Here is a 22,319-nt window from a genome sequence, read left to right as displayed (position 1 = left end):
AAAAAAATAAGCCTGCGTAAGGGAGATTACGCAGGCTAAGGAGGTGGTTCCTGGTACAGCTAGCATTTATGGGTTATGTTTTTCAGCGGGTGGGATAATACCCTTAATGAACGAAACGGTATGTGATCGATTTCTAAGAATCTTCCGATCGCTGAAAAATAACCGTAATTAACTACTTAGCATGCGGGTTGCGCGTGGACTCACCGGCAAAATTACGCATTAACAAGGCATAATTCAGATCGATATCCTCAGGTACCGGCATCCACACGGTGTAACCATCGCCCGGAGCAACCGGCATGGCTTCGCCTTTCGCGTTTTCCATCTGCTCAAGGGTAAAGTTGATATTGCCCTGTGGGGTCATCAACTCCAGGCTGTCGCCGACGGTGAATTTGTTTTTCACCAGTACGGCTGCAAGTTCGCCTTTACGTTCGCCGGTAAATTCGCCAACAAACTGCTGACGCTCCGACACAGAGAAACCGTATTCGTAGTTCTGATAGTCGTCATGCGTATGGCGGCGCAGGAATCCTTCGGTGTAACCGCGATGCGCAAGACCTTCCAGCGTCTCCAGCAGTTGCGGATCGAACGGTTTGCCGGCAGCGGCATCATCAATCGCTTTGCGATAAACCTGCGCGGTACGTGCGCAGTAATAGTATGACTTGGTACGGCCTTCGATCTTCAGCGAATGCACGCCCATCTGCGTCAGACGCTCAACGTGGGCAATGGCACGCAAATCCTTCGAGTTCATGATGTAAGTGCCGTGCTCGTCTTCGAACGCGGTCATGTACTCACCCGGTCGCTGGGCTTCTTCAATCATAAAGACTTTATCTGTCGGCGCGCCAATCCCCAGCGTGGGTTCGACGTTTTGTACCGGGATCGGCTCGTACTTATGGACGATATTGCCCACCACGTCTTCTTTTCCTTCCTGCACGTTGTATTCCCAGCGGCAGGCATTGGTACAGGTGCCCTGGTTAGGATCGCGCTTGTTGATGTAACCAGAGAGCAGGCAGCGCCCGGAATAGGCCATGCACAATGCGCCGTGAACGAAGATCTCAATCTCCATATCGGGCACCTGGGTACGGATCTCTTCAATTTCTTCCAGCGACAGTTCACGAGAGAGGATCACGCGGGTCAGCCCCATCTGCTTCCAGAATTTGACCGTCGCCCAGTTAACGGCGTTAGCCTGCACCGACAGGTGAATATCCATGTCAGGGAAGTTCTCGCGCACCAGCATAATCAGACCCGGGTCCGACATGATCAGCGCATCCGGCCCCATTTCCACCACCGGTTTCAAATCACGAATGAAGGTTTTCAGCTTGGCATTGTGCGGCGCGATGTTAACCACCACATAGAATTTTTTACCCAGTTCATGGGCTTCATTAATGCCGAGCTGCAGGTTTTCGTGGTTGAATTCGTTGTTGCGTACGCGCAGTGAATAACGCGGTTGGCCCGCATAGACAGCATCTGCGCCATAGGCGAAAGCGTAACGCATATTTTTCAGCGTTCCCGCCGGGGAAAGGAGTTCCGGTTTAAACATAATTATCTCGTTCTGATGACAGGTCAGACTCGCCTCACTTAATGAGGCGGTTAGGGGAGTGCCCCCATATTAAGGGCGGGCATTGTAGCGCTGAGGGGCGGGCAGGTAAAGTCATTGTGCTGGTGGTCGCTTCGCCTTACCCGATATCATTTGGACTATCGCTGATTACGCAATTCGGCACGCATCGGCTTCCCAGCGATACCCTACGCCATACACCGCGCGGATAAATGACTGCTCCGCATCCAGCGATTCCAGCTTGCGTCGCAGGTTCTTAATATGGCTGTCGATGGTTCGATCGGTAACGACGCGGTAATCGTCATACAGATGGTTGAGCAACTGCTCGCGGGAGAACACTTTTCCCGGCTCATGTGACAGCGTTTTGAGTAAGCGGAATTCCGCGGGCGTTAAGTCGAGCATTTTCCCCCGCCATGACGCCTGAAAACGACTTTCGTCGACAATCAGCGGGCTGTCTGCATCCATTTGTTGCAGTTCGCGCTGAGGTTTACAACGACGCAGGATCGTCTTCACGCGAGCGACGACTTCGCGCGGACTGTAGGGTTTACAAATATAATCATCCGCACCAATCTCCAGTCCCAGCAGGCGATCAATCTCTTCGATTTTTGCGGTTACCATCATGATGGGAACTTCAGAGAAACGGCGAATTTCCCGACACAGGGTCAGGCCATCGGTGCCGGGCAGCATCAGATCCAATAAGATCAGATCGGGCGGCGTTTGACGTACGTAAGGCAGAACCAGATCGCCATGGCTGATGAGCGTAGGCGCGTAGCTTGCCGCCCGCAGATAGTCGATAAGCAGTTGTCCCAGCTTGGGTTCGTCTTCCACGATCAGAATACGCGGCGTGTTTTCATCAATGGGTAACTCTGTCATACATCTCTCTGTAAATCGCGTTCGAGCGGTAGCTCTACTGTAATGCTAACCCCGCCAAAAGGCGAATGGGCGGCGCGGATCAGACCATTATGCGCCTGGACGATATTGACGCAAATCGCCAGCCCCAAGCCGGAACCTCCGCTGGCGCGGTTACGCGAGCCTTCGGTGCGATAAAACCGTTCAAACAGCTTCTGCAATTGTTCTTCACTCACGCCGGGAGCGGAATCCGCGAAGGTTAATAACACCATGCGTTCACGTTGTTCGGCGCTGATATGCAGCCCGCCGCCGCTGTCGGTATAGCGCAGGCTGTTTTCCAGCAGATTGTTGAATAATTGCATCAGACGATCTCTGTCGCCAAATACCGTCATGCTGTCCGGGAGAGAAAGTTGTATCGTCAATCCACGACTGGCAAAGCGTTCACGAAATGCACCGCTTGCCACTTCCAGCAGGGGAATAAGATCCAGCGATGTTTTCTGATAGGCCAGCGCGCCTTCATCGGACATGGAGAGTTGATGAAGATCGTCCACCAGTTTGGTGAGCGTTGCGACTTCTGCCTGTAAAGAGGTAATGGAGTCAGGGGTAAACTGGCGTACGCCATCCTGAATGGCTTCCAGCTCGCCGCGTAGCACCGCCAACGGCGTACGCAGTTCGTGAGAAATATCGGCCATAAAGTCACGCCGCATCTGCTGGTTTTTTTCCAGCGTACTGGCAAGCTGGTTGAAGTCTTGCGCCAGTTTGCCCAGCTCATCGGTACTGGTCGGCGCAACGCGGGTGGTGAAATCGCCTGCCGCCAGTTTATGCGTGCCTTCCACCAGTCGCTTGACCGGGGCCAACAGGCTGCGCGCCAGCGTAAACGTTGCCAGCGCCGCCAGAATTGTGGAGAGCGCGACGATAAGCCAGCTGGAGCGTCTTTGCTGCATGTCGAAATTGATATCCGTATTTCGCGTTAAGCGCTCTACGGGAGAGGCAATCACGGCGCCCACTTCGCGACCGTTGACGCGGATAGGATGGCGCATACCGTCGTGAGGGACCGGAGCGCGCGGGCCGACCAACACGCGAGCGTTTTGATCAACAACCCAAAACTGGGTACGCCAGCCGTGCGGCGGCATGCCGGGACCAGGTTTATCATCGTCGTTGTCGTGTTCAAATGAGCGCAGGATCTGAAAAACAAAACGATCGTTATTGCGTAAGAACCGCCAGTTGCCATGCTGTTCATACTGCTCGCTCAACGCGTCGCTGAGCATTTGCAGACGCTGCTCGTTACCGTGTTTGATATAGTCAATAAAACCCCGTTCGAAGCTAATGCGTACGGCCCAGTGCATACTGATCAGCAACACGATGCAGGTGGCGAAAATCGCCAGAAACAGTTTGCCGGTAATACCGGGCCGCCAGAACTTCATCAGGTGCTCCTTCTGCGCCGTGAGATCACCGCGTTAGTTTGCGTGTCGTTCGGCACGCGGGCAAAAATAATGGCGGGCAGCGCAATAATGAATGCAATGCACAGCCAGGTATACATAAAGACGGTATGCGTACTGCCGCTGTCGATATGCTGCTGGCCAAACATACCTAGCAACAGGCCAGCGATAGTCACCCCGATACTCATCGACAATTGCATGATCATCGACAGCAGGCTGTTGCCGCTGCTGGCGAGATCGTCTGGCAGGTCTTTAAGCGTAAGGGTATTCATGGACGAAAAACGCGTTGAGTTGACCATTCCCTGTAAGAACAGCACCAAGGGCAGGGCGTAATACCAGCCGAGCAACGCGGTGGTCATCAGCAACAGGCTGACCAGCGACAGGCCAAGCGTTGTGGCGATCAGTACGCGACGGTAGCCAAAGCGGTTAACGACCTGTACCACAATGCGCTTCATGCTCATACTGCCGAGGACCATCGGGACCATCATCAGCCCGGCATGAAAAGGTGAAAAACCGAGGCCAATCTGTAAAAACACCGGCGTCATAAACGGCAGCATACCGCTGCCGATGCGTCCGGCAAAACTGCCGAGCAGACCTAACGAGAAGGTTGGTGTGTGAAACAGATTCAAACTAAACAGCGCGCGTGGATTACGATGGGCGTGTTTCAGATACAGCGCAATAGCCAACACCCCGCAGATAACCAGCGCTGCCAGCGTAATACCGGAGATGCCGGTTCCTTTACTGCCATCGAGCGCCACCGTTAGCACCGCCATGCCGACCGCCAGCATCGCGAATCCCGAAAGATCAAAGCGTCGCGTTTGCATCGTGTAGTTGGGCATCAGCATTAACGTTGCTATCGCGCCGACAATACCAACCGGAATGTTCAGCAAAAATATCCAGTGCCAGGAAGCATACTCAACCAGAACGCCGCCTAACGCCGGACCCAGCAATGGGCCAATCTGACCGGGTAACGTGACAAACGTCATCGCCGCCATATATTGCTCACGCGGGACGATTTTCATCACCGTTAGCCTGCCAACCGGCACCATCATCGCGCCGCCAACGCCTTGTAAGACGCGCGCCATCACCAGCTCATTGAGCGTGCCGGACCAGGCGCAAAACAGCGAGCCAAGCGTAAACAGGATGATGGCGGTGAAGAAGATATTGCGCACGCCAACTTTATCGGCCAGCCATCCGCTGGCAGGCAGCATTACGGCAACGGTTAATACATACGACACAATGACCATATGCATATGTAACGGGCTTTCTCCGAGGCTGGCGGCCATCGAAGGAAGCGCGGTATTGACGATGGTGGTATCCAGCGACTGCATAAAAAAGCCAAATGCCACAATCCAAAGTTGCCAGCGGGTGCTGTCGGGAAGTTCTGTCATAACTCGGCTACCGGTTTGCTATTTTTACGCGAAAAACGCAGACGCAGACGGTCGAAAAAGAGATACACCACGGGCGTGGTGTACAGCGTCAGGAGTTGACTCACTACCAGCCCGCCGACGATGGTGATCCCTAATGGCTGGCGCAGTTCGGAGCCATCACCTGCGGATAACACCAGCGGCAGCGCGCCAAACAGCGCAGCCAGCGTGGTCATCATTATTGGGCGAAAGCGTAACAGGCAAGCCTGGAAAATGGCTTCCTCCGGTTGCAACTTACCGTTTCTCTGCGCTTCCAACGCAAAATCGACCATCATGATGGCGTTTTTCTTCACAATACCAATTAATAGCATGATCCCTATCAGGGCGATTAGGCTGAACGGGGCATTGAATAGCTCCAGTGCCAGTAACGCCCCGACGCCCGCTGAAGGCAGTGTGGAAAGAATAGTCAGAGGGTGAACATAACTTTCATACAGCATACCTAACACGATGTAGACCGTTGCGATGGCCGCGATAATCAGGATCACCTGCGAGTTCATGGTGTCCTGAAAGACCTGCGCGGTACCAGCAAAACTACCGCGAACCGTTGAGGGCACGCCAAGCTGGGTCATCGTCCTGTTGATGGCCTCTGTCGCTTCAGAAAGTGAAGAGCCCGTCGGCAGGTTAAACGACACCGTTGACGCGGCGGACAAGCCCTGATGATTCACCGACAGCGGGGCATTCGCCGGTTGCCATTTGGCAAAGTACGATAACGGGATCGCCTTACCGTCATTGTTGATGACGAACATTTTGTCCAGCGCGCTAATATCCTGGGTGTAACGTCGATCGACCTCCATCACGACTTTGTACTGGTTCATCGGTTGATAAATTGTCGAAATCTGTCGTTGTCCGAAAGCGTTATTCAATAGGCTGTTGGCGGCGGCAACATCGATTCCCAGACGGGACATGGTGTCGCGATCGTAAATCAGATTCATCTCCGCGCCATTGTCCTGCTGATCGGAATTGACGTCCGCCAGTTGGGGCAGGGCGGCTAACGCCTTACGAATTTTAGGTTCCCATTCACGCAGCGCCGCCAGGTCGTCGGACAGCAATGTGTACTGATAGCTGGCGTTGGCCTGTCGTCCGCCGACGCGAATATCCTGCACTGCCATCAGAAACAGATTCGCGCCCGGCTCTTTTGCCAGCGCGACGCGCAGGCGGTCGATCACCTGTTGCGCGCTTTCACGGCGTTCATCGCGTGGCTTGAGGGTAATAAACATCATCCCGCTATTGACCCGGGAACCGCCGGTGAAGCCAGTGACGTTATTCACCGCCGGATCGTCGCGGATGATCTGCATAAAGTCCTGCAGTTTGCCGCGCATCGCCTGGAAAGAGATGCTTTGGTCAGCCTGGATCCCACCCATCAATACGCCTGTATCCTGCTCAGGGAAGAAGGTTTTCGGGATGGAGATGTAGAGCCAAATATTCAGCGCAATGGTACCGAGTAATACCACGCCCACCAGGCGCGTATGGCGCAGTACCCATTTAAGCGATGTGCCGTAACTCTGTTGCAGCGCTACCAACACGCGACCAAATCCCCGCTTACGCGTCTGCGCGCGCGGGGCGCTGGATTTAAGCATCCAGCCGCACATCATTGGCGTTAATGTCAGCGACACCAGCAGGGAAATGCCGATGGCAACCGACAGCGTGACGGCAAATTCGCGTAACAGCCGCCCCGGCAGGCCGCCCATCAGCAGCAGCGGCAGAAACACTGCCACCAGTGACAGGCTCATGGAGAGCACCGTAAAACCGACTTCGCGCGTGCCTTGTAACGCTGCCTGAAGTGGTTTCATTCCGGCTTCCAGATGGCGGGCAATATTTTCCAGTACCACGATGGCGTCATCGACGACAAAACCCGTGGCAATGGTTAGCGCCATTAACGACAGGTTGTTCAGGCTGAATCCGCACAAATACATGGCGGCAAATGTGCCGATTAGCGAGACCGGAACCGCGACGGCGGGGATAAGTGTTGCGCGTCCGGAACGCAGAAAGACAAAGACCACCAGGATGACCAGCGCCACAGAGATAATCAGCGTCTGTTCAACTTCCTCCAGCGAGGCGCGAATGGTCGGAGAGCGGTCCTGGGCAATTTGCAGGTCGATGGCGGCCGGGACCAGGGCTTGTAACTCCGGTAGTTTGGCCCGGATGCTGTCTACCGTCTGAATGATATTGGCTTCCGGTAGTTTGCGGATCATCAGCAGGATGGCCGGTTTGGCATTGGTCATCCCCGCATTGCGCACGTCCTGCACCGAGTCGCTCACCGACGCAACGTCACCTAACCTCACCGCAGCGCCGTTATTGTAGTGGATGATAATGGGTTGGTATTCGGCTGCCGTTTTTAGCTCATCGTTGGTTTGTACCTGCCAACGATGGGTTTCACTCTCGATAGCTCCCTGCGGCTTACGTACGTTGGCGTTATCAATTGCGCTACGCACGTCGTCGAGTGAGACTCCCTGGTTAAACAACGCTTGCGGGTTGAGTCCTACACGCACGGCGGGCAGAGAACTGCCTCCCACATCCACGTCACCGACGCCGTCGATTTGCGCGATGGTTTGCGCCAGTTGGGTCGAGGCGAAATCGTACAACTCACCCTGAGAATACGTATCAGAAGTGAGCGTCAGGATCATAATCGGCGCGTCGGAAGGGTTGGCTTTGCGGTACGTTGGGCGACTGGGCATTCCGCTTGGTAGCAGGCTTTGTGCGGCGTTAATCGCGGCCTGAACGTCTCGCGCAGCGCCGTTGATGTCACGGTCGAAATTAAATTCGAGAATAATGCGTGTGCTGCCAAGCGAACTGCTTGAGGTCATTTCATTCACGCCCGCGATGCGGCCCAGAGAGCGCTCCAGCGGGGTGGCGACGGAGGAGGCCATCGTTTCAGGAGATGCGCCGGGTAATGAGGCGCTAACCATAATCACCGGGAAATCCACCTGCGGCAGCGGGGCCACCGGCAGCAGACGAAAGCCCAGTATGCCGCACAGAGTGATGGCCACAGAAATGAGAATAGTCGCCACCGGACGATGAATGAAAAGCGCGAAAAATTTCATTTACGCTTCCTCTTCCTGACGTGGGAAACGGCTTTTCACATACAGCGACAAACGATCAAACAGCAGATAAATCACCGGGGTGGTGAACAGCGTTAATACCTGGCTTAACAGCAGACCACCGACCATACCAATCCCTAATGGACGGCGTAATTCAGCACCCACACCGGTACTTAACATCAGGGGCAACGCGCCCAGCAGCGCCGCCAGCGTGGTCATCAGGATTGGGCGAAAACGCAGCAGGCAGGCCTGGAAAATAGCTTCACGCGGCGCCATACCCTGTTCGCGCTCTGCGGCCAGGGCAAAGTCGATCATCATGATGGCGTTTTTCTTGACGATACCGATGAGCAAAATAATGCCGATAATCGCAATGACGTCCAGTTCGCTGCCGGCAATCATTAACGCCAGCAGTGCGCCAACGCCTGCCGTGGGCAGCGTGGAGAGAATGGTAATCGGGTGAATAAAGCTTTCATACAGCACGCCGAGTACGATATACATCGCGACAACCGCTGCCACAATTAGCCAGATAGTGTTGCCCAACGCGGCCTGGAAGGCCAACGTACTGCCCTGGAACTGGGTGGTAATGTTCGCTGGCAGGTTAAGCGTTTTTTCGGCATCCAGAATCGCCTGTACCGCATCGCCCAATGAATAGTCGTCTGGCACATTGAACGAGATGGTTGTCACCGGGAACTGATCGAGATGGTTAATCGACAGTGGGGCAAAACGCTGTTCAATGCTGGCGATAGCGCTGAGCGGCACCACGCCGCCGTCGCTACTGGTCAGACGAACAGTGTCCATGGCCGCAAGCCCTGGCGTCGTGTTGGTGTCATGTTCTAACACGACGCGATACTGGTTTGCCTGCGTATAGATGGTTGAAATCAGACGCTGGCCGAAGGCGTTGTACAGGGCGTTATCGACATCCGCCATGCTGATACCTAAACGGCTGGCGCTGTCGCGATTGACGTTCACATAGGCTACCAGCCCTTTGTCCTGCCAGTCACTGCTGACATCAGACACCTGCGGTAGCTGTTGTAGCTTTTCCAACAGTTGGGGAACCCAGGTGCTGAGCGCATCCAGGGAGGTTGCTTGCAGCGTGAATTGATATTGCGTCCGGCTGACCTGAGTATCAATCGTCAGGTCCTGCGTAGGCTGAAGATAGAGGTCGACGCCGGGAACGTTGTTTACTGCCTCTTGTAACCGCGCGATCACTTTCTGCACGCGATCGTCGCGTTCATCCAGTGGCTTAAGGTTGATTTGCATACGTGCGCTGTTTAATGCTGGATTGGTGCCGTCCACGCCAACAAAAGCGGTCAGGCTCTCAACCGCCGGATCTTGCAGGATGACATCTGAAACCTGACGCTGACGCTGGGCCATGCTGGCAAACGAACTGGACTGCGGCGCCTGCAACGTGCCCTGAATGATGCCGTTATCCTGTATCGGGAAGAATCCTTTTGGAATAAAGATCCACAGCATGACGCTCAGCGCCAGCGTGCCAAGCGCCACGCTGAGCGTCAGCCACGGATGGTTGAGCACCTTTGCCAGCCAGTGGCCGTACCCGGCGATGACGCGATCAAACATCCGTTCCGAAGCGCGAGAGAAGCGGTTCTGTTTACGTAACGATGCCTGGCTGAGCATGCGGGCGCACATCATCGGCGTAAGGGTGAGCGACACCACCGCAGAAATCAGGATCGCCACGGCCAGCGTTACGGCAAACTCGCGGAACAATCGCCCGACAATATCGCCCATAAACAACAGTGGGATCAGCACGGCGATCAGCGAAAATGTCAGAGAGATGATGGTAAAACCAATCTCGCCCGCACCTTTCAGGGCGGCGGTCAGCGGTTTTTCGCCTTTTTCGATATAACGTGAAATGTTCTCAATCACCACGATGGCGTCATCCACCACAAAACCGGTGGCGATGGTTAGCGCCATTAAGGTCAGGTTATTGATAGAGAAATCAAGAAATACCATGACCGCAAAGGTGCCGATTAGCGACAGCGGAACGGCGACCGCGGGTATAATCGTCGCCGGGATATTGCGCAGAAACAGGTAGATAATCATAACAACCAGCGCAATCGCCAGCATCAGCTCAAACTGGGTATCAGCTACGGATGCACGAATATTGGTTGTACGATCCGAAAGCACGCTGACTTTTACTGATTTAGGCAGGCTTTCAGTGAGCTGCGGCAGCATTTGGCGGATGCTGTCAGCAGTGGAAATGATGTTTGCCCCAGGCTGGCGCTGAACATTCATCACAATGGCTTGTTGCTTATTGGCCCATGCGCCCAGCCAGCTATTTTCTGCCCCTTGCTCCACGGTCGCGACATCGCCCAGACGTACCGGGGCACCGTTTTTATAGGCAATAATCAACTGACGATATTCATCTGCAGACTGCATCTGGTCGTTAGCTGAGAGGGTGACGGCGCGCGTTGGACCATCAAGACTGCCTTTGGCCGAGTTGACGTTAGCGCCGGTAATTGCCGTACGGATGGTTTCGCTGGTCAGACCGAGCGCGGCAATGGCCTGCGCATTAAGCTTGACGCGGACGGCCGGACGTTGCCCACCGGAAAGCGTTACCAGACCCACGCCGGAAACCTGAGAGATTTTCTGTGCGACGCGGGTTTCGACCATATCTTCCACCTGCGTCATCGGCATGGCGCTGGAGGTGACAGCCAGCGTCATGATTGGTGGATCCGCCGGGTTTACCTTGCTGTAAACCGGCGGGTTGGGCAGATCGCCTGGTAATAAATTGGTCGCGGCGTTAATTGCGGCCTGTACTTCCTGCTCGGCGACATCCAGCGGAAGCGTCAGTTGAAACTGCAATGTCACGACCGAGGCGCCGCCGGAACTTTGCGATGACATCTGTTTTAAGCCGGACATCTGTCCAAACTGACGTTCAAGCGGCGCGGTCACTGCCGAGGTCATGACGTCCGGGCTGGCGCCGGGGTAGAGCGTTACGACCTGAATCGTGGGGTAATCCACTTCCGGTAAGGCGGCGATCGGCAAGAAACGATAACCGATAATACCGGCCAACAAAATGGCGACCATCAGCAGCGTGGTGGCGACGGGGCGCAGAATAAACAGGCGCGATGGGCCGCCTGAGTTGCCGGGTGGTAACACCTGCATCAGGAGTTAGCTCCTTTTTTGCCGTAGCCGCGCGGCGCAGTTTTCTCGTCAGTCACTGAGGCGTCTTGCCCCTCCACGACTTCAACTTTTGCCCCTTCCGTCAGGCGGTCAATACCGTCGGTCACCACGCGATCTCCTGCGGACAGCCCGGCGGTAATCACCACTTTCTGGCTATCCTGGATACCCGGTTTCACCAGGTGTTTACTCACCTTATTGTCGCTGTTCAGCACCCAGACAAAGTGACCTTCATTACCCATTTGCAGGGCGGCCGTAGGGATGACTACGGCATTTTGTTCCGTATCGACCAGCATGCGGGCGTTAACGAACTGGTTCGGGAATAAGGCATCATCCTGATTGTTAAACCGGGCCTTAACTTTGATGGTTCCGGTGCTCGTGTCGATCTGATTGTCGAGACTCAGCAGGACGCCTTCGCTCAGTTTTTGCGAATTAGTACGGTCCCAGGCTTCGACTTTCAGCGGGTTTCCCGATTTTTGCGCCCGTAACACGGTGGCGATGTCGTTTTCAGGTAAGGTAAATATCAGGTCGATAGGGTGGGTTTGTGTAATGACGACGATACCGGTGGTATCGCTGCTGGAAATCTGGTTGCCAACATCCACCTGCTTCAAACCGACCCGACCATCGACAGGGGCAGTTATACGGCTCCAGTCGAGCTGCAATTGGGCGCTGGCGACGCTGGCTTCATCCGCTTTGATTGTCCCTAACGTCTCATTTACCAGCGCCTGTTGGGCATCCAGCTCCTGGCGGGAGACCAGATTGGTTTTTACCAACTGCTGATAACGCGCAAGGTCTCGACGGGCATTCGCCAGCGTGGCTTTATCTTTTGCCAGTTGCCCCTGCGCCTGAGCCAGTGCAACTTTAAACTGGCTGGGGTCTATCTCTGCCAGCAGGTCGCCAGCTTTTACCTGTTGCCCTTCCTCGAAGTGTAACGCGATGAGCTGGCCATCTACCCGGCTTCGCACCGTAGCGGTATTGGCGGCAGTAATGGTGCCTAGCCCCGTCAGATAACGTGGAACGGCTTCCTCGGTGGCGGTGGCAGCCTGAACGGGAGCCAACGGCCCGGAACGCATACCACGACGCCCAGCCCCTGGCGAGTGCTGTGCTGGTTTGGTCGCGCCTGGTGCGGTTCCCTGGGGTTCACTGCGGCTTTGCCAGAACCAGAATGCGGCGATGGCGGCCACGACGATCACAATTGCTATCACCCGGCGGGATTTGTTACTGCCTTTCATTGTTATGAGTTTCTCATCCTGAAACGATTCGCGGAATGATACTAGTTTAGCCAGCGAACAAGGGAGAAAAATGGAGGAATTATGAAACACTGTCGGGATTCGTCTGAATGCTGACGCGGCTTTGCGAGGTATTACGCAACATTAAGCGGTAAAAACGGCGAACAAGAAATAGTGCGTTAGAGTGCGTTCAAGGCAAAAAGGAGGTAAGCCAGAGATTTCAGCGGGACGCTGGAACGGGAAAGCCCCTCCTGAGGAAGGGGCCAAAATAAGGAAAGGGTTATGATGAAGTACGTCATCATACTGGTGATACTCTTAGTGATTAGCTTACCGGCTTACTAAGACACCAGGGGGAGGGGAAACCTTCCCTAACCCTCACTCCTGAAAATAAGCTACAGCTAAGGTGATGTCAATACACGTCCTTTTCAGCATGCGAGCGGCTTAGCGGAAAACAACCTCAGCCCAGCGGGCCAGTCCGGCGGTGACGGAACCGAAATCATCGCCACCGGCAATTGGGATCCCCGGAAGCTGCTCTGCGAGAGCTTTTTTGATCAACGGCGAACGCGCGCTGCCGCCGGTCAGGTAAATCACGTCCGGTTTTTCCTGCGCGTTTTCCAGCGCCAGTTGAACCTGCTCGAGAATGCGCACCAGGGGCTGATTGAGCGCGGCTTGCAGTCCGTGTTGGCTGATATCGGTGGCCAGCGTTTCACTGATAAACGGTATCGCCGCCGTAACGATGTTCTGGTCGGAGAGTGCGATTTTGCTCTCTTCTGCGCTGCGTACCAGGCGGTAGCTCAGACGCTCGCGCCAGACTTTGAGCAACAGGGCGACTTTATCGGCTTCCCGGGCATCGCGCACAAGATCGTTCAGTAAGCGTCCGTTGGCGCTACTGTAGAACTCACTTTGCGCGGGGACATCGTTAATCGCGACCGCGTTCCACCAGGGCAGAATAGGTAAGGCGATGCCTTTTTCCGTTTCACCACCCATGCCGAGGAGCGGCATCAAGTGTTTAAATGCCAGCGCAATGTCCAGATCGTTCCCGCCTACGCGGCAGCCGCTGTGCCCCAGCAGGCTATTTTCGCGATCGCCGCGTTGATGCCATTGCGGCCCCATCAGCAACAATGAACAGTCGGTCGTCCCCCCGCCAATGTCCACGACCAATACGCGTTTTTCTTCCTGCAGCGTGGCTTCGTAATCCAGGCCAGCCGCTACCGGTTCGTATTGAAAAACAACATCCTGAAAACCAGCGCGTTTTGCCGCACGTTCAAGAATCCCCTGGGCTTGAGCATTGGCGTCATCGCCGCCTAATCCCTGGAAGTTGATTGGGCGACCAATAACGGCCTGGGTGATGGCTTCCGGCAACTGGCTTTGTGCCTGATTACGAATATGCAGCATCATGGCGCAGACCAGATCCTCAAACAGCGCAACCTGCTGCGGTTTCAGACCGCTGGCGCCGAGAAAGGATTTTGGTGATTTAACGAAGTACACCTCTTCCGGATCGTCAATATAGTGACCCAGTGAAGCCAGACCGAACTGCACGCTGTTGGCATTCACTTCAATATCTTCTTCGCGGTTATAGCGCATCGCACGACGCAGCAGCGCCTGCGTTTCGTCATCCGTGGTTGGGACGTCGTGATGGCGATACAGCCATTCGCTGACAGCTTCGCGCGTTGGCGCACACAGCATTGAGGGCAGAAGCGTGCTGTTGTTTTCCATTTTGAGCAAGTGTGGCTGCCCGTCTTGCATAACGGCCACTGAACAGTTTGCCGTACCGTAGTCAAAACCAATAAACACCGTAAAAATCCCCATGCCAGTGAAGAAGGGGCGTGACTTTAACGAAATGTCGACGTCCCGACAACTGGAATATGAAAGCAAGGCGTATCGTTTGAATACCGTTTATGCTGTAGGTTTGCTTGAAAAGGAAAACGCAATGTTCACGCTGAGTTGGCAACCGCCTTATGACTGGCCCTGGATGCTGGGGTTCCTGGCCGCCCGTGCGGTGGAAGGGGTAGAAACCGTGGGGGATCTGCGTTATGCCAGAAGCCTGACCGTCGGGAATCATCGTGGTCTGGTGCGCGTGATACCGGATCTACACACCCATCAACTACACGTGACGTTGAGTCCGGGGCTACAGCCGGTTGCCGCAGAGTGTCTGGCTAAAATGACGCGCTTATTCGATCTTACCTGTTGCCCGCAGCAAATCGTCAGCGCGCTGGGAAGCCTTGGGGCAGCGCGTCCGGGACTGCGTTTGCCGGGCAGTGTTGATGCGTTTGAACAAGGAGTACGGGCGATTTTAGGGCAGTTAGTCAGCGTAGCTATGGCGGCGAAACTGACGGCGAAAGTGGCGCATACTTATGGGGACACGCTGGAGGATGCGCCAGAGTATGTGTGTTTTCCCACCCCTGAAGCGCTCGCTGATGCCGATCCATTACACCTGAAAGCGTTAGGGATGCCGCTCAAACGCGCTGAAGCGTTAATTTATCTGGCTCGCGCGACGCTGGATGGAACGCTTGCGACACAAGCGCCTGCCGATATCGAGCAAGGCGTCAAACATCTGCAAACGTTCCCCGGAATAGGGCGCTGGACCGCCAACTACTTTGCGCTGCGCGGCTGGCAGGCGAAAGATGTTTTTCTGCCGGATGACTATCTGATTAAACAACGTTTTGCCGGCATGACGCCCGCCCAGATTCGGCGGTATGCAGAGCGCTGGAAGCCCTGGCGCTCCTATGCGTTATTACATATCTGGTATACGGATGGCTGGCAGCCGTCAGTTGATGGCGAAATTACTGGTATTCAGTAGCAGATCCAGCGGTTGAGCGTCGGCGATGATATCGCCATAAATCATATCAATCCCGATGCCAGAAAGCGCATCCATGATTAGCGGCAACTGCACCGGGCCAGCGATGGTTTTAATGTCCAGACGCTGAGCATGGCCCTGGATAATGGACACCCACATTTCGTCAATCAAGTTACCGTGGACACTGGCGCTTAGCTCGCTGTCGAGTAGAAGGTAATCAACCATGTGATACTTCAGGTTGTCAAAAAGATCTAAATCGCGACCGACATGACTTAAAATAATTCGACATCCGCACTGTCGCAGTCGATGTAGTGTGGATATAGCCTGCGTTGGGTTTGTTTTTATCACGTTAGACGGAACGGTCAGGTGCAGCAGTCGTGGTGGTAACGGACTTCTTTGCAGTTGCCCCAGCAGTTCGTCAACAAGTTCTGTATTCAGCAATCCGGCGGCGGAAAGGGGCAGGGCAATGCTGAGTCCCTTACTGGCGACAGCCGGGGCTGCGCTCTGGAAGAACTCGGTAAATACCCGGCGGTCAAGCGCCTGATTCAATGTAGAATCGACCAACCCGGCACGGAAAGCGTGCTCTTCAATAATTTCCCCTTCAGTTGTCCCTAAGCGTAGTGAGAGCAGCCAGAAGCTAAACGTCTCTGGTATACGCGGGGAGGCCACGCCCCTGGCGATGATTAACATTGGATTGTGCGTAATGGTGTGTCTTTGTTCATCCAATGACAGTTGGCTTCGCGCCGCATGGGCCTCGCTTTGCTGGGGTTCATAAACGCAGACTCGCCCACGTCCACTGTTCTTCGCCGCATAACAGGCTATATCCGCCTGGGACATGACGTCGCTCGCGACATGGTTTTTTTCATCAATTAGCGTAATTCCCGCACTGGCGCCAATACGGTGCAAGCGTCCATCCCACATGAAGTGGTAATCGTTGATGGCGCTGATGATGCGACCTGAGATAAAGCGGGCGCTTTCGATATTACAATCTGGCAGCAACAGACCAAACTCGTCACCGCCAAGGCGCGCCAGCATATCGCTGGAACGCAGCATGCTGAGCATCAGTGAAGAGAGTTCGCGTAGCAGGGCATCGCCTGCGGCGTGACCAGCGCTATCGTTTACGGCTTTAAAACGATCGAGATCGATAAAAACCAATGCATGACGTTGGTGCGTGTCGTGAACCGTATGCAGTAACTGTTTTAGATGATTTTCGAAGCTGACCCGGTTTGCCAACTGCGTCAGATCGTCATGCGAGGCGCTGTAGCTAAGCTGGCGCAGCATTTTACGTGACTCGGTGACATCCTGAATCACCAGCACCGAGCCAATGCTGCCGCCATCGAGTGTGCTGAGGGGGGTGATGCTGTACTGAATGTCATAACTGTTGCCGTTGCGACAATGCAGGACGACTTCCTGCTCGATGGCCGTACGCGACATGTCAGCGCTGTAGATATTCTCCATCAGCGGTCCGTTGTCGCCGAAAGTAATACGGAGTACCGTCAGCAGGGGAATACCGATGGCGCTTTCCTGCTGCCAGCCGCTCATCTTCTCTGCGACCGGATTCATAAAGGTCACGTTCATATCGACATCAATACAAATCACTGCTTCGCCAATCGAATCCAGCGTAATGTGCAGACGTTCTTTTTCCTGATACAACGCTTCGTTAAGCTGCTTCACCTCGGTCATATCCATATTGATGCCAAGGAAGCGTTCAACTTCACCATCTTTATTCAGTACCCGGTTTGCCAGTGAGCGGATGTGCCGCACGCCATCTTTGACCGCAATACGAAACTCGAGCTTAAAGGGGGCCCGTGCGGCCAGCGAATCACGAATGACATTTTTAGCATGTTCACGATCTTCGGGCACAACGCAGTCATACCAGACTTGCCAACTGGGTTTGATATGCGCAGGGACTTCATAGAGATCAAACATGCGCTTATCCCAACTGATTACGTCAGGCTGCAGCTCCCATTCCCAGATGCCAATTCCCCCGGCTTCATTGGCGAGGGTAATGCGCTCCATCAACCGTTTATTAATCCACTCGGTATGCTTCAGATCGTTAATATCCTCAACCTGCGCAATAAAGTAGAGTGGGGTATTATCGCTATTACGCACCAATGAAACGGCCAGCAAGGCCCAGACGACATCACCGGAGCGCGTGTAATAGCGTTTTTCCATGGAGTAGCTGTTGATTTCCCCGCGTGCCAGCATATCCAACTGTTCGAGATCATTGTTCAGATCTTCCGGCCAGGTTAATTGCTGGAAGGTTAGCGAACGTAGCTCATCCTGGCTGTAGCCCAGAAACTGGCACAACGCTTTATTCGCCTGGAGCCATTGCCCCTCGGTTCCCACCAGCGCCATACCAATCGCGGAATATTCCATGGCATTGCGAAAGCGCGATTCGCTTTCAGAGATATGTTTGCGTTCGGCCCGAAACGCGTACATCACCATCGTCATCATATTGGCCGGCAGCAGGATCATCAAAAACGGCAGCCAAGGCAGGCTGGTCGTCAAGTTGGGTTTTGGGATGTAGAGCAGCGAAGGGTCGGCGGCCAACATCATCGAGACCATCATTACGGTGCTGAGGAAAATTAAAAATGCCTCCATTCGCGGCAGACGAACAGCGCTCCACATCAACAGGACGATAACGCAGGTAAAAGGCCATGGAAGATACATCATGGACAGCCAACTGAGCGTCAAGGTCACCAGAAGTGTGATGACGGTTTCAAGCAGTAACCGTGGGTCGCGGTGGCGGAGCAGATAATGGGGCTTAAACAGCAAACCTAACGGCACCAGCGCCAGCGCGCCGATGGATTCTGACAGCACCCAAATAAGAAAGGTATTTAACGAGGTTTCCTTTGGCAGCAATAACCACAGTAGCAAGCCGCCCAACACGGGAGGAACCACGGCGCTGCCAAAAGCCAGGCGCGCCCAGTCATTGAGATTTTGTAAGGGGTTGTACCAGGGCAGCAGTTTACGCAATAGCATTGCGCCAACGACAGCCTCAATAATGTTGATAGCCGTATAGGTGAAGCTAAGCGATTCACCGGGGAAGAAGAGTAAGGACGCGCCGATATTACCAAATGAACAAGCCAGCGCAATTCCCGGCCACATCTTTCCCGCATGACGGTAAAAAGCCACCATCATGATTGACGTTGGGAACCAAAGCGGCGCCAGCTGCGCGCCGAAACGTGACAGTTCCAGCGAGAATAGCGTAAAAATAAAAGCCACCAGACCTAAACTGGCCATGCGCAGTAGAGGATGAGGTAAGGTAACTAAAACATGTTGGGATTGTTTACTCATTACCACTCTACCCAAATAGCCGATGTCGTCCGGGAGATATGCCGAATACATCTTGTTTAATCTGCGATTATGCTAGTACAAATAATTTACAATTTATACGCCAGCTGCGCATAAATTAACACTCTCAAGCTATTAATTCCTAAGGCTGATAGATAAATTTAGCACCTGCTTTAAAACTGATCATTTTAATTTGCGACAAGGAAAGCATTGGCGCAGGCTGGACTGGCATCGCGCCGCTGAAATCCCTATAATTGCCGCGTTTGGCGTTTCGACGCCGCCCTTCCTTAACATCCAGGTTAATCAGGTCGCTAAATTTATGACTGATCAGTCCCATCAGTGCGTCATTATCGGCATCGCCGGCGCATCGGCTTCCGGCAAGAGTCTTATTGCCAGCACGCTTTACCGCGAATTACGTGAACAAGTCGGTGACGAACATATTGGCGTTATTCCCGAAGACAGCTATTACAAAGATCAAAGCCATCTGTCGATGGAAGAACGTGTAAAAACCAACTACGACCATCCGAACGCGATGGATCACAGCTTGCTGTTTCAACATCTGCAGACGCTTAAACGCGGAAGTGCCATTGAACTACCCGTTTACAGTTATGTTGAACATACGCGCACGCAAGACACTATTCATATCGAACCCAAGAAAGTGATCATCCTGGAAGGCATTCTGCTGCTGACAGACGCGCGTTTGCGTGACGAGATGAACTTCTCTATTTTTGTTGATACGCCGCTGGATATATGCCTGATGCGCCGTATTAAACGGGACGTGAACGAGCGTGGCCGTTCCATGGATTCGGTGATGGCGCAATACCAAAAAACCGTACGTCCAATGTTCCTGCAATTTATTGAGCCTTCAAAACAATACGCCGACATCATCGTGCCGCGCGGGGGTAAAAACCGCATCGCCATCGATATTCTGAAGGCTAAAATCAGTCAGTTCTTTGAATAAGTTCAGCGAATTGTGTACCGTTCAGTAATAACCTGGCTCACCCTTAACGCGCCTGGCATTAAGGGGTTGAAGCACGAAAGGAGAAAGTGCCATGCGTTTATGTGACCGAGATATTGAAGCCTGGTTGGATGAAGGTCGCCTGTCGATCACTCCACGCCCTCCTGTCGAGCGAATCAATGGCGCCACGGTAGATGTGCGTCTTGGTAACAAATTCCGTACGTTCCGCGGTCATACGGCGGCGTATATCGATTTGAGTGGACCGAAAGATGAAGTCAGCGCTGCCCTGGATCGCGTGATGAGCGATGAAATCGTCCTTAAGGACGGCGAGGCATTTTTCCTGCATCCGGGGGAGCTTGCGCTGGCGGTGACGTTCGAATCCGTGACGTTGCCTTCCGATCTCGTCGGTTGGTTAGATGGACGTTCTTCATTAGCGCGTCTGGGACTGATGGTACACGTTACCGCACACCGTATCGATCCGGGCTGGTCAGGGTGCATCGTACTGGAATTTTACAACTCCGGAAAATTACCGCTGGCCCTGCGCCCTGGCATGCCAATTGGCGCGTTGAGTTTCGAACCGCTTTCCGGTCCGGCTGCGCGACCTTACAATCGTCGTCAGGATGCAAAGTATCGCGATCAGCAGGGCGCCGTTGCCAGCCGGATCGATAAAGACTGAATGTTTTCAGTCCATTGGGGATAGCATGAGACGATTTCTGACAACGCTGATGATCCTTCTGGTCGTGCTGGTGGCCGGTTTTTCTGCGTTAGTACTGTTGGTGAATCCGAATGATTTCCGCGCGTATATGGTCAAGCAGGTTGCTGTGCGTAGCGGATATCAGCTGCAGTTGGATGGTCCTTTACGTTGGCACGTATGGCCTCAGTTGAGCATCCTCTCGGGGCGCATGGCGTTGACGGCTGAAGGTGCCAGCGAACCCCTGATTCGTGCCGACAATATGCGCCTCGACGTCGCGTTGTGGCCGTTGTTGAGTCATCAGCTCAGTGTGAAGCAGGTGATGCTCAAGGGGGCTGTGATTCAACTGACCCCGCAAACTGAGGCGGTGCGTGGACAAGATGCGCCCGTTGCCCCCAAAGACAATACGTTGCCCGATCTGGCGGAAGACAAAGGATGGTCGTTTGATATCGCCCGTCTGCGCGTCGCCGACAGCGTTCTGGTATTCCAGCATGAAGACGACGAGCAGGTAACGGTTCGCGATATTCGTCTGGAGATGGAACAGGATAGCCAGCACCGCGGTACGTTTGATTTCTCCGGGCGTGTGAACCGCGATCAGCGTGACCTTGCGCTATCGTTTAACGGCACCGTCGATGCTTCCGACTACCCGCATAATTTGTCCGCTAATATTGAGCAGTTAAGCTGGCAGCTACAGGGGGCCGATCTTCCGTCGCAGGGCATTAAAGGTGCGGGACAGCTTCAGGCGCAGTGGCTGGAAGAGAAAAAACAGCTCGCGTTTAGCCAGATTCATTTAACCGCTAACGACAGCTCTCTCGCCGGGCAAGCCCAGGTGTCGCTGCTAGATAAACCAGAATGGCTCGTCGACCTGAAATTTGGTCAGCTCAATCTGGACAATCTGATTGTGCAACGCGATGCCGTGGCGGCGACAAACGGTGAGGTTCAGCAAGGGCAGAGTCAGTCGACGCTGGCGCGCCCCGTCATTGCTTCGCAGGTTGATGCCGTCTCTTACCAGGGGCTCAAAGGATTTTCGGCAGACATCACGTTACAGGCTGACAAAGTATTGTGGCGTAAAATGGCGTTTGAGAATGTCTCGGCGAAAATAAATAACCAGTTCGGCTTAATGAATATCGCCCAGTTGGATGGCAAAAGTAACGGTGGACGTGTTTCGCTTCCCGGTACGTTGGACGCCAGAAAAGATGCGCCGCGCGCAGTCTTTCATCCGCGGCTGGAAGGCGTAGAAATTGGCGCTATCCTCAAAGCCTTCAATTACCCCATCGCGCTGACCGGCAAGCTGTCACTGGCGGGAGATTTTTCCGGCTCGGATATTGACGCCCAGGCGTTTCGCCATAGTTGGCAAGGCCAGGCTCATGTCGAAATGAGCGATACGCGAATGGAAGGGATGAACTTCCAGCAGATGATACAACAAGCCGTAGAACGCAGCGGCGGTGATGTGAAATCACAGCAAAATCTGGATAACGTCACCCGTCTGGATCGCTTTGTCACCGATATGACGCTGGATAACGGCGAGGTTACGCTGGATAACATGGCCGGTGAGTCGGCGATGCTTGCGCTGACTGGCAAGGGGACGTTAGACCTGGTGAAGCAGAATTGCGACACGCTGTTTAACATTCGCGTGCTGGGCGGTTGGGATGGCGAAAGCAAGCTGATTAAGTTCCTGAAAGCCACGCCGGTTCCTCTCAGGGTTTATGGCCAGTGGCAGGCGCTGAACTATAACTTGCAGGTCGATCAGTTGCTGCGTAAGCATCTGCAGGATGAAGCGAAACGTCGTCTGAACGATTGGGCCGATCGCAATAAAGACTCCCGCAACGGTAAAGATGTTAAAAAGTTGCTGGATAAACTCTGATTCACATTGCCGGATGGCAGCTAATGCGCCATCCGGCGGG

The 22,319-nt window shown here is 54.1% G+C and carries 14 protein-coding genes; 5 read left to right on the top strand and 9 right to left on the bottom strand.

All coding sequences use genetic code 11. The annotated features are described in order from the left end of the window. Window positions 1–172: 172 nt before the first annotated feature. The 7 genes from trhP to JSN25_RS19320 form a co-directional block, all read right to left on the bottom strand. A complete protein-coding gene (gene trhP / locus JSN25_RS19350; protein ID WP_006683890.1) occupies window positions 173–1,534 on the bottom strand; it encodes a prephenate-dependent tRNA uridine(34) hydroxylase TrhP in 1,362 nt (453 codons plus the stop codon). A 165-nt stretch (window positions 1,535–1,699) separates the two neighbouring features. After that, entirely contained in the window at window positions 1,700–2,422 is a 723-nt protein-coding gene (baeR, locus tag JSN25_RS19345) for an envelope stress response regulator BaeR (protein WP_038641831.1), read from the bottom strand. Beyond that, a complete protein-coding gene (gene baeS / locus JSN25_RS19340) occupies window positions 2,419–3,822 on the bottom strand; it encodes an envelope stress sensor histidine kinase BaeS (RefSeq protein WP_159120963.1) in 1,404 nt (467 codons plus the stop codon). Before baeS ends, baeR begins: the two co-directional genes overlap by 4 nt. Further along, window positions 3,822–5,228, bottom strand: coding sequence for an MFS transporter (mdtD, locus tag JSN25_RS19335; protein ID WP_038641826.1), 1,407 nt, complete (start codon window positions 5,226–5,228; stop codon window positions 3,822–3,824). The genes baeS and mdtD overlap by 1 nt, the downstream gene beginning before the upstream one ends. Further along, the gene (mdtC, locus tag JSN25_RS19330; protein WP_038641823.1) at window positions 5,225–8,305 is read right to left on the bottom strand and encodes a multidrug efflux RND transporter permease subunit MdtC; all 3,081 of its coding nucleotides are present in this window, start codon (window positions 8,303–8,305) and stop codon (window positions 5,225–5,227) included. The genes mdtD and mdtC overlap by 4 nt, the downstream gene beginning before the upstream one ends. After that, complete coding sequence (locus JSN25_RS19325) at window positions 8,306–11,428, bottom strand: MdtB/MuxB family multidrug efflux RND transporter permease subunit (protein ID WP_085047915.1); 3,123 nt, start codon at window positions 11,426–11,428, stop codon at window positions 8,306–8,308. It abuts the gene before it with no gap. After that, on the bottom strand, window positions 11,428–12,675 hold the full coding sequence (locus JSN25_RS19320) for an MdtA/MuxA family multidrug efflux RND transporter periplasmic adaptor subunit (RefSeq protein WP_199978656.1): 1,248 nt from the start codon (window positions 12,673–12,675) through the stop codon (window positions 11,428–11,430). The genes JSN25_RS19325 and JSN25_RS19320 overlap by 1 nt, the downstream gene beginning before the upstream one ends. A gap of 279 nt (window positions 12,676–12,954) precedes the next feature. Here JSN25_RS19320 and JSN25_RS19315 point away from each other — a divergent pair, with 279 nt between their 5' ends. Then, window positions 12,955–13,014, top strand: a complete 60-nt coding sequence (locus tag JSN25_RS19315) for a type I toxin-antitoxin system Ibs family toxin (protein WP_106672390.1) — start codon at window positions 12,955–12,957, stop codon at window positions 13,012–13,014. A 99-nt stretch (window positions 13,015–13,113) separates the two neighbouring features. Here the strand turns inward: JSN25_RS19315 and yegD are convergent, their stop codons facing one another. Further along, window positions 13,114–14,466 carry a molecular chaperone gene (yegD, locus tag JSN25_RS19310; RefSeq protein WP_204525264.1) on the bottom strand — a complete coding sequence of 451 codons (1,353 nt, stop codon included), beginning with the start codon at window positions 14,464–14,466 and terminating at the stop codon, window positions 13,114–13,116. 136 nt (window positions 14,467–14,602) lie between these two features. On the opposite strand from yegD, the gene alkA reads away from it, so the two are divergent. After that, window positions 14,603–15,472 carry a DNA-3-methyladenine glycosylase 2 gene (gene alkA / locus JSN25_RS19305; protein ID WP_087855950.1) on the top strand — a complete coding sequence of 290 codons (870 nt, stop codon included), beginning with the start codon at window positions 14,603–14,605 and terminating at the stop codon, window positions 15,470–15,472. Here alkA and JSN25_RS19300 read toward each other — a convergent pair. Beyond that, complete coding sequence (locus JSN25_RS19300; RefSeq protein WP_087855951.1) at window positions 15,440–18,769, bottom strand: diguanylate cyclase; 3,330 nt, start codon at window positions 18,767–18,769, stop codon at window positions 15,440–15,442. The genes alkA and JSN25_RS19300 overlap by 33 nt on opposite strands. Window positions 18,770–19,085: 316 nt before the next feature. On the opposite strand from JSN25_RS19300, the gene udk reads away from it, so the two are divergent. From udk to asmA, 3 genes are all read left to right on the top strand, one after another. Next, entirely contained in the window at window positions 19,086–19,727 is a 642-nt protein-coding gene (gene udk, locus JSN25_RS19295; RefSeq protein ID WP_003036776.1) for a uridine kinase, read from the top strand. A 91-nt stretch (window positions 19,728–19,818) separates the two neighbouring features. Then, window positions 19,819–20,400, top strand: coding sequence for a dCTP deaminase (gene dcd / locus JSN25_RS19290; protein WP_003834269.1), 582 nt, complete (start codon window positions 19,819–19,821; stop codon window positions 20,398–20,400). Window positions 20,401–20,425: 25 nt separating this feature from the next. After that, on the top strand, window positions 20,426–22,279 hold the full coding sequence (gene asmA, locus JSN25_RS19285; protein ID WP_204525263.1) for an outer membrane assembly protein AsmA: 1,854 nt from the start codon (window positions 20,426–20,428) through the stop codon (window positions 22,277–22,279). Window positions 22,280–22,319 lie beyond the last annotated feature (40 nt).

The sequence above is a fragment of the Citrobacter cronae genome, from assembly GCF_016893685.1.
Taxonomy (GTDB): Bacteria; Pseudomonadota; Gammaproteobacteria; order Enterobacterales; family Enterobacteriaceae; genus Citrobacter; species Citrobacter werkmanii.
This window is presented reverse-complemented; position numbering and strand designations above follow the sequence as displayed.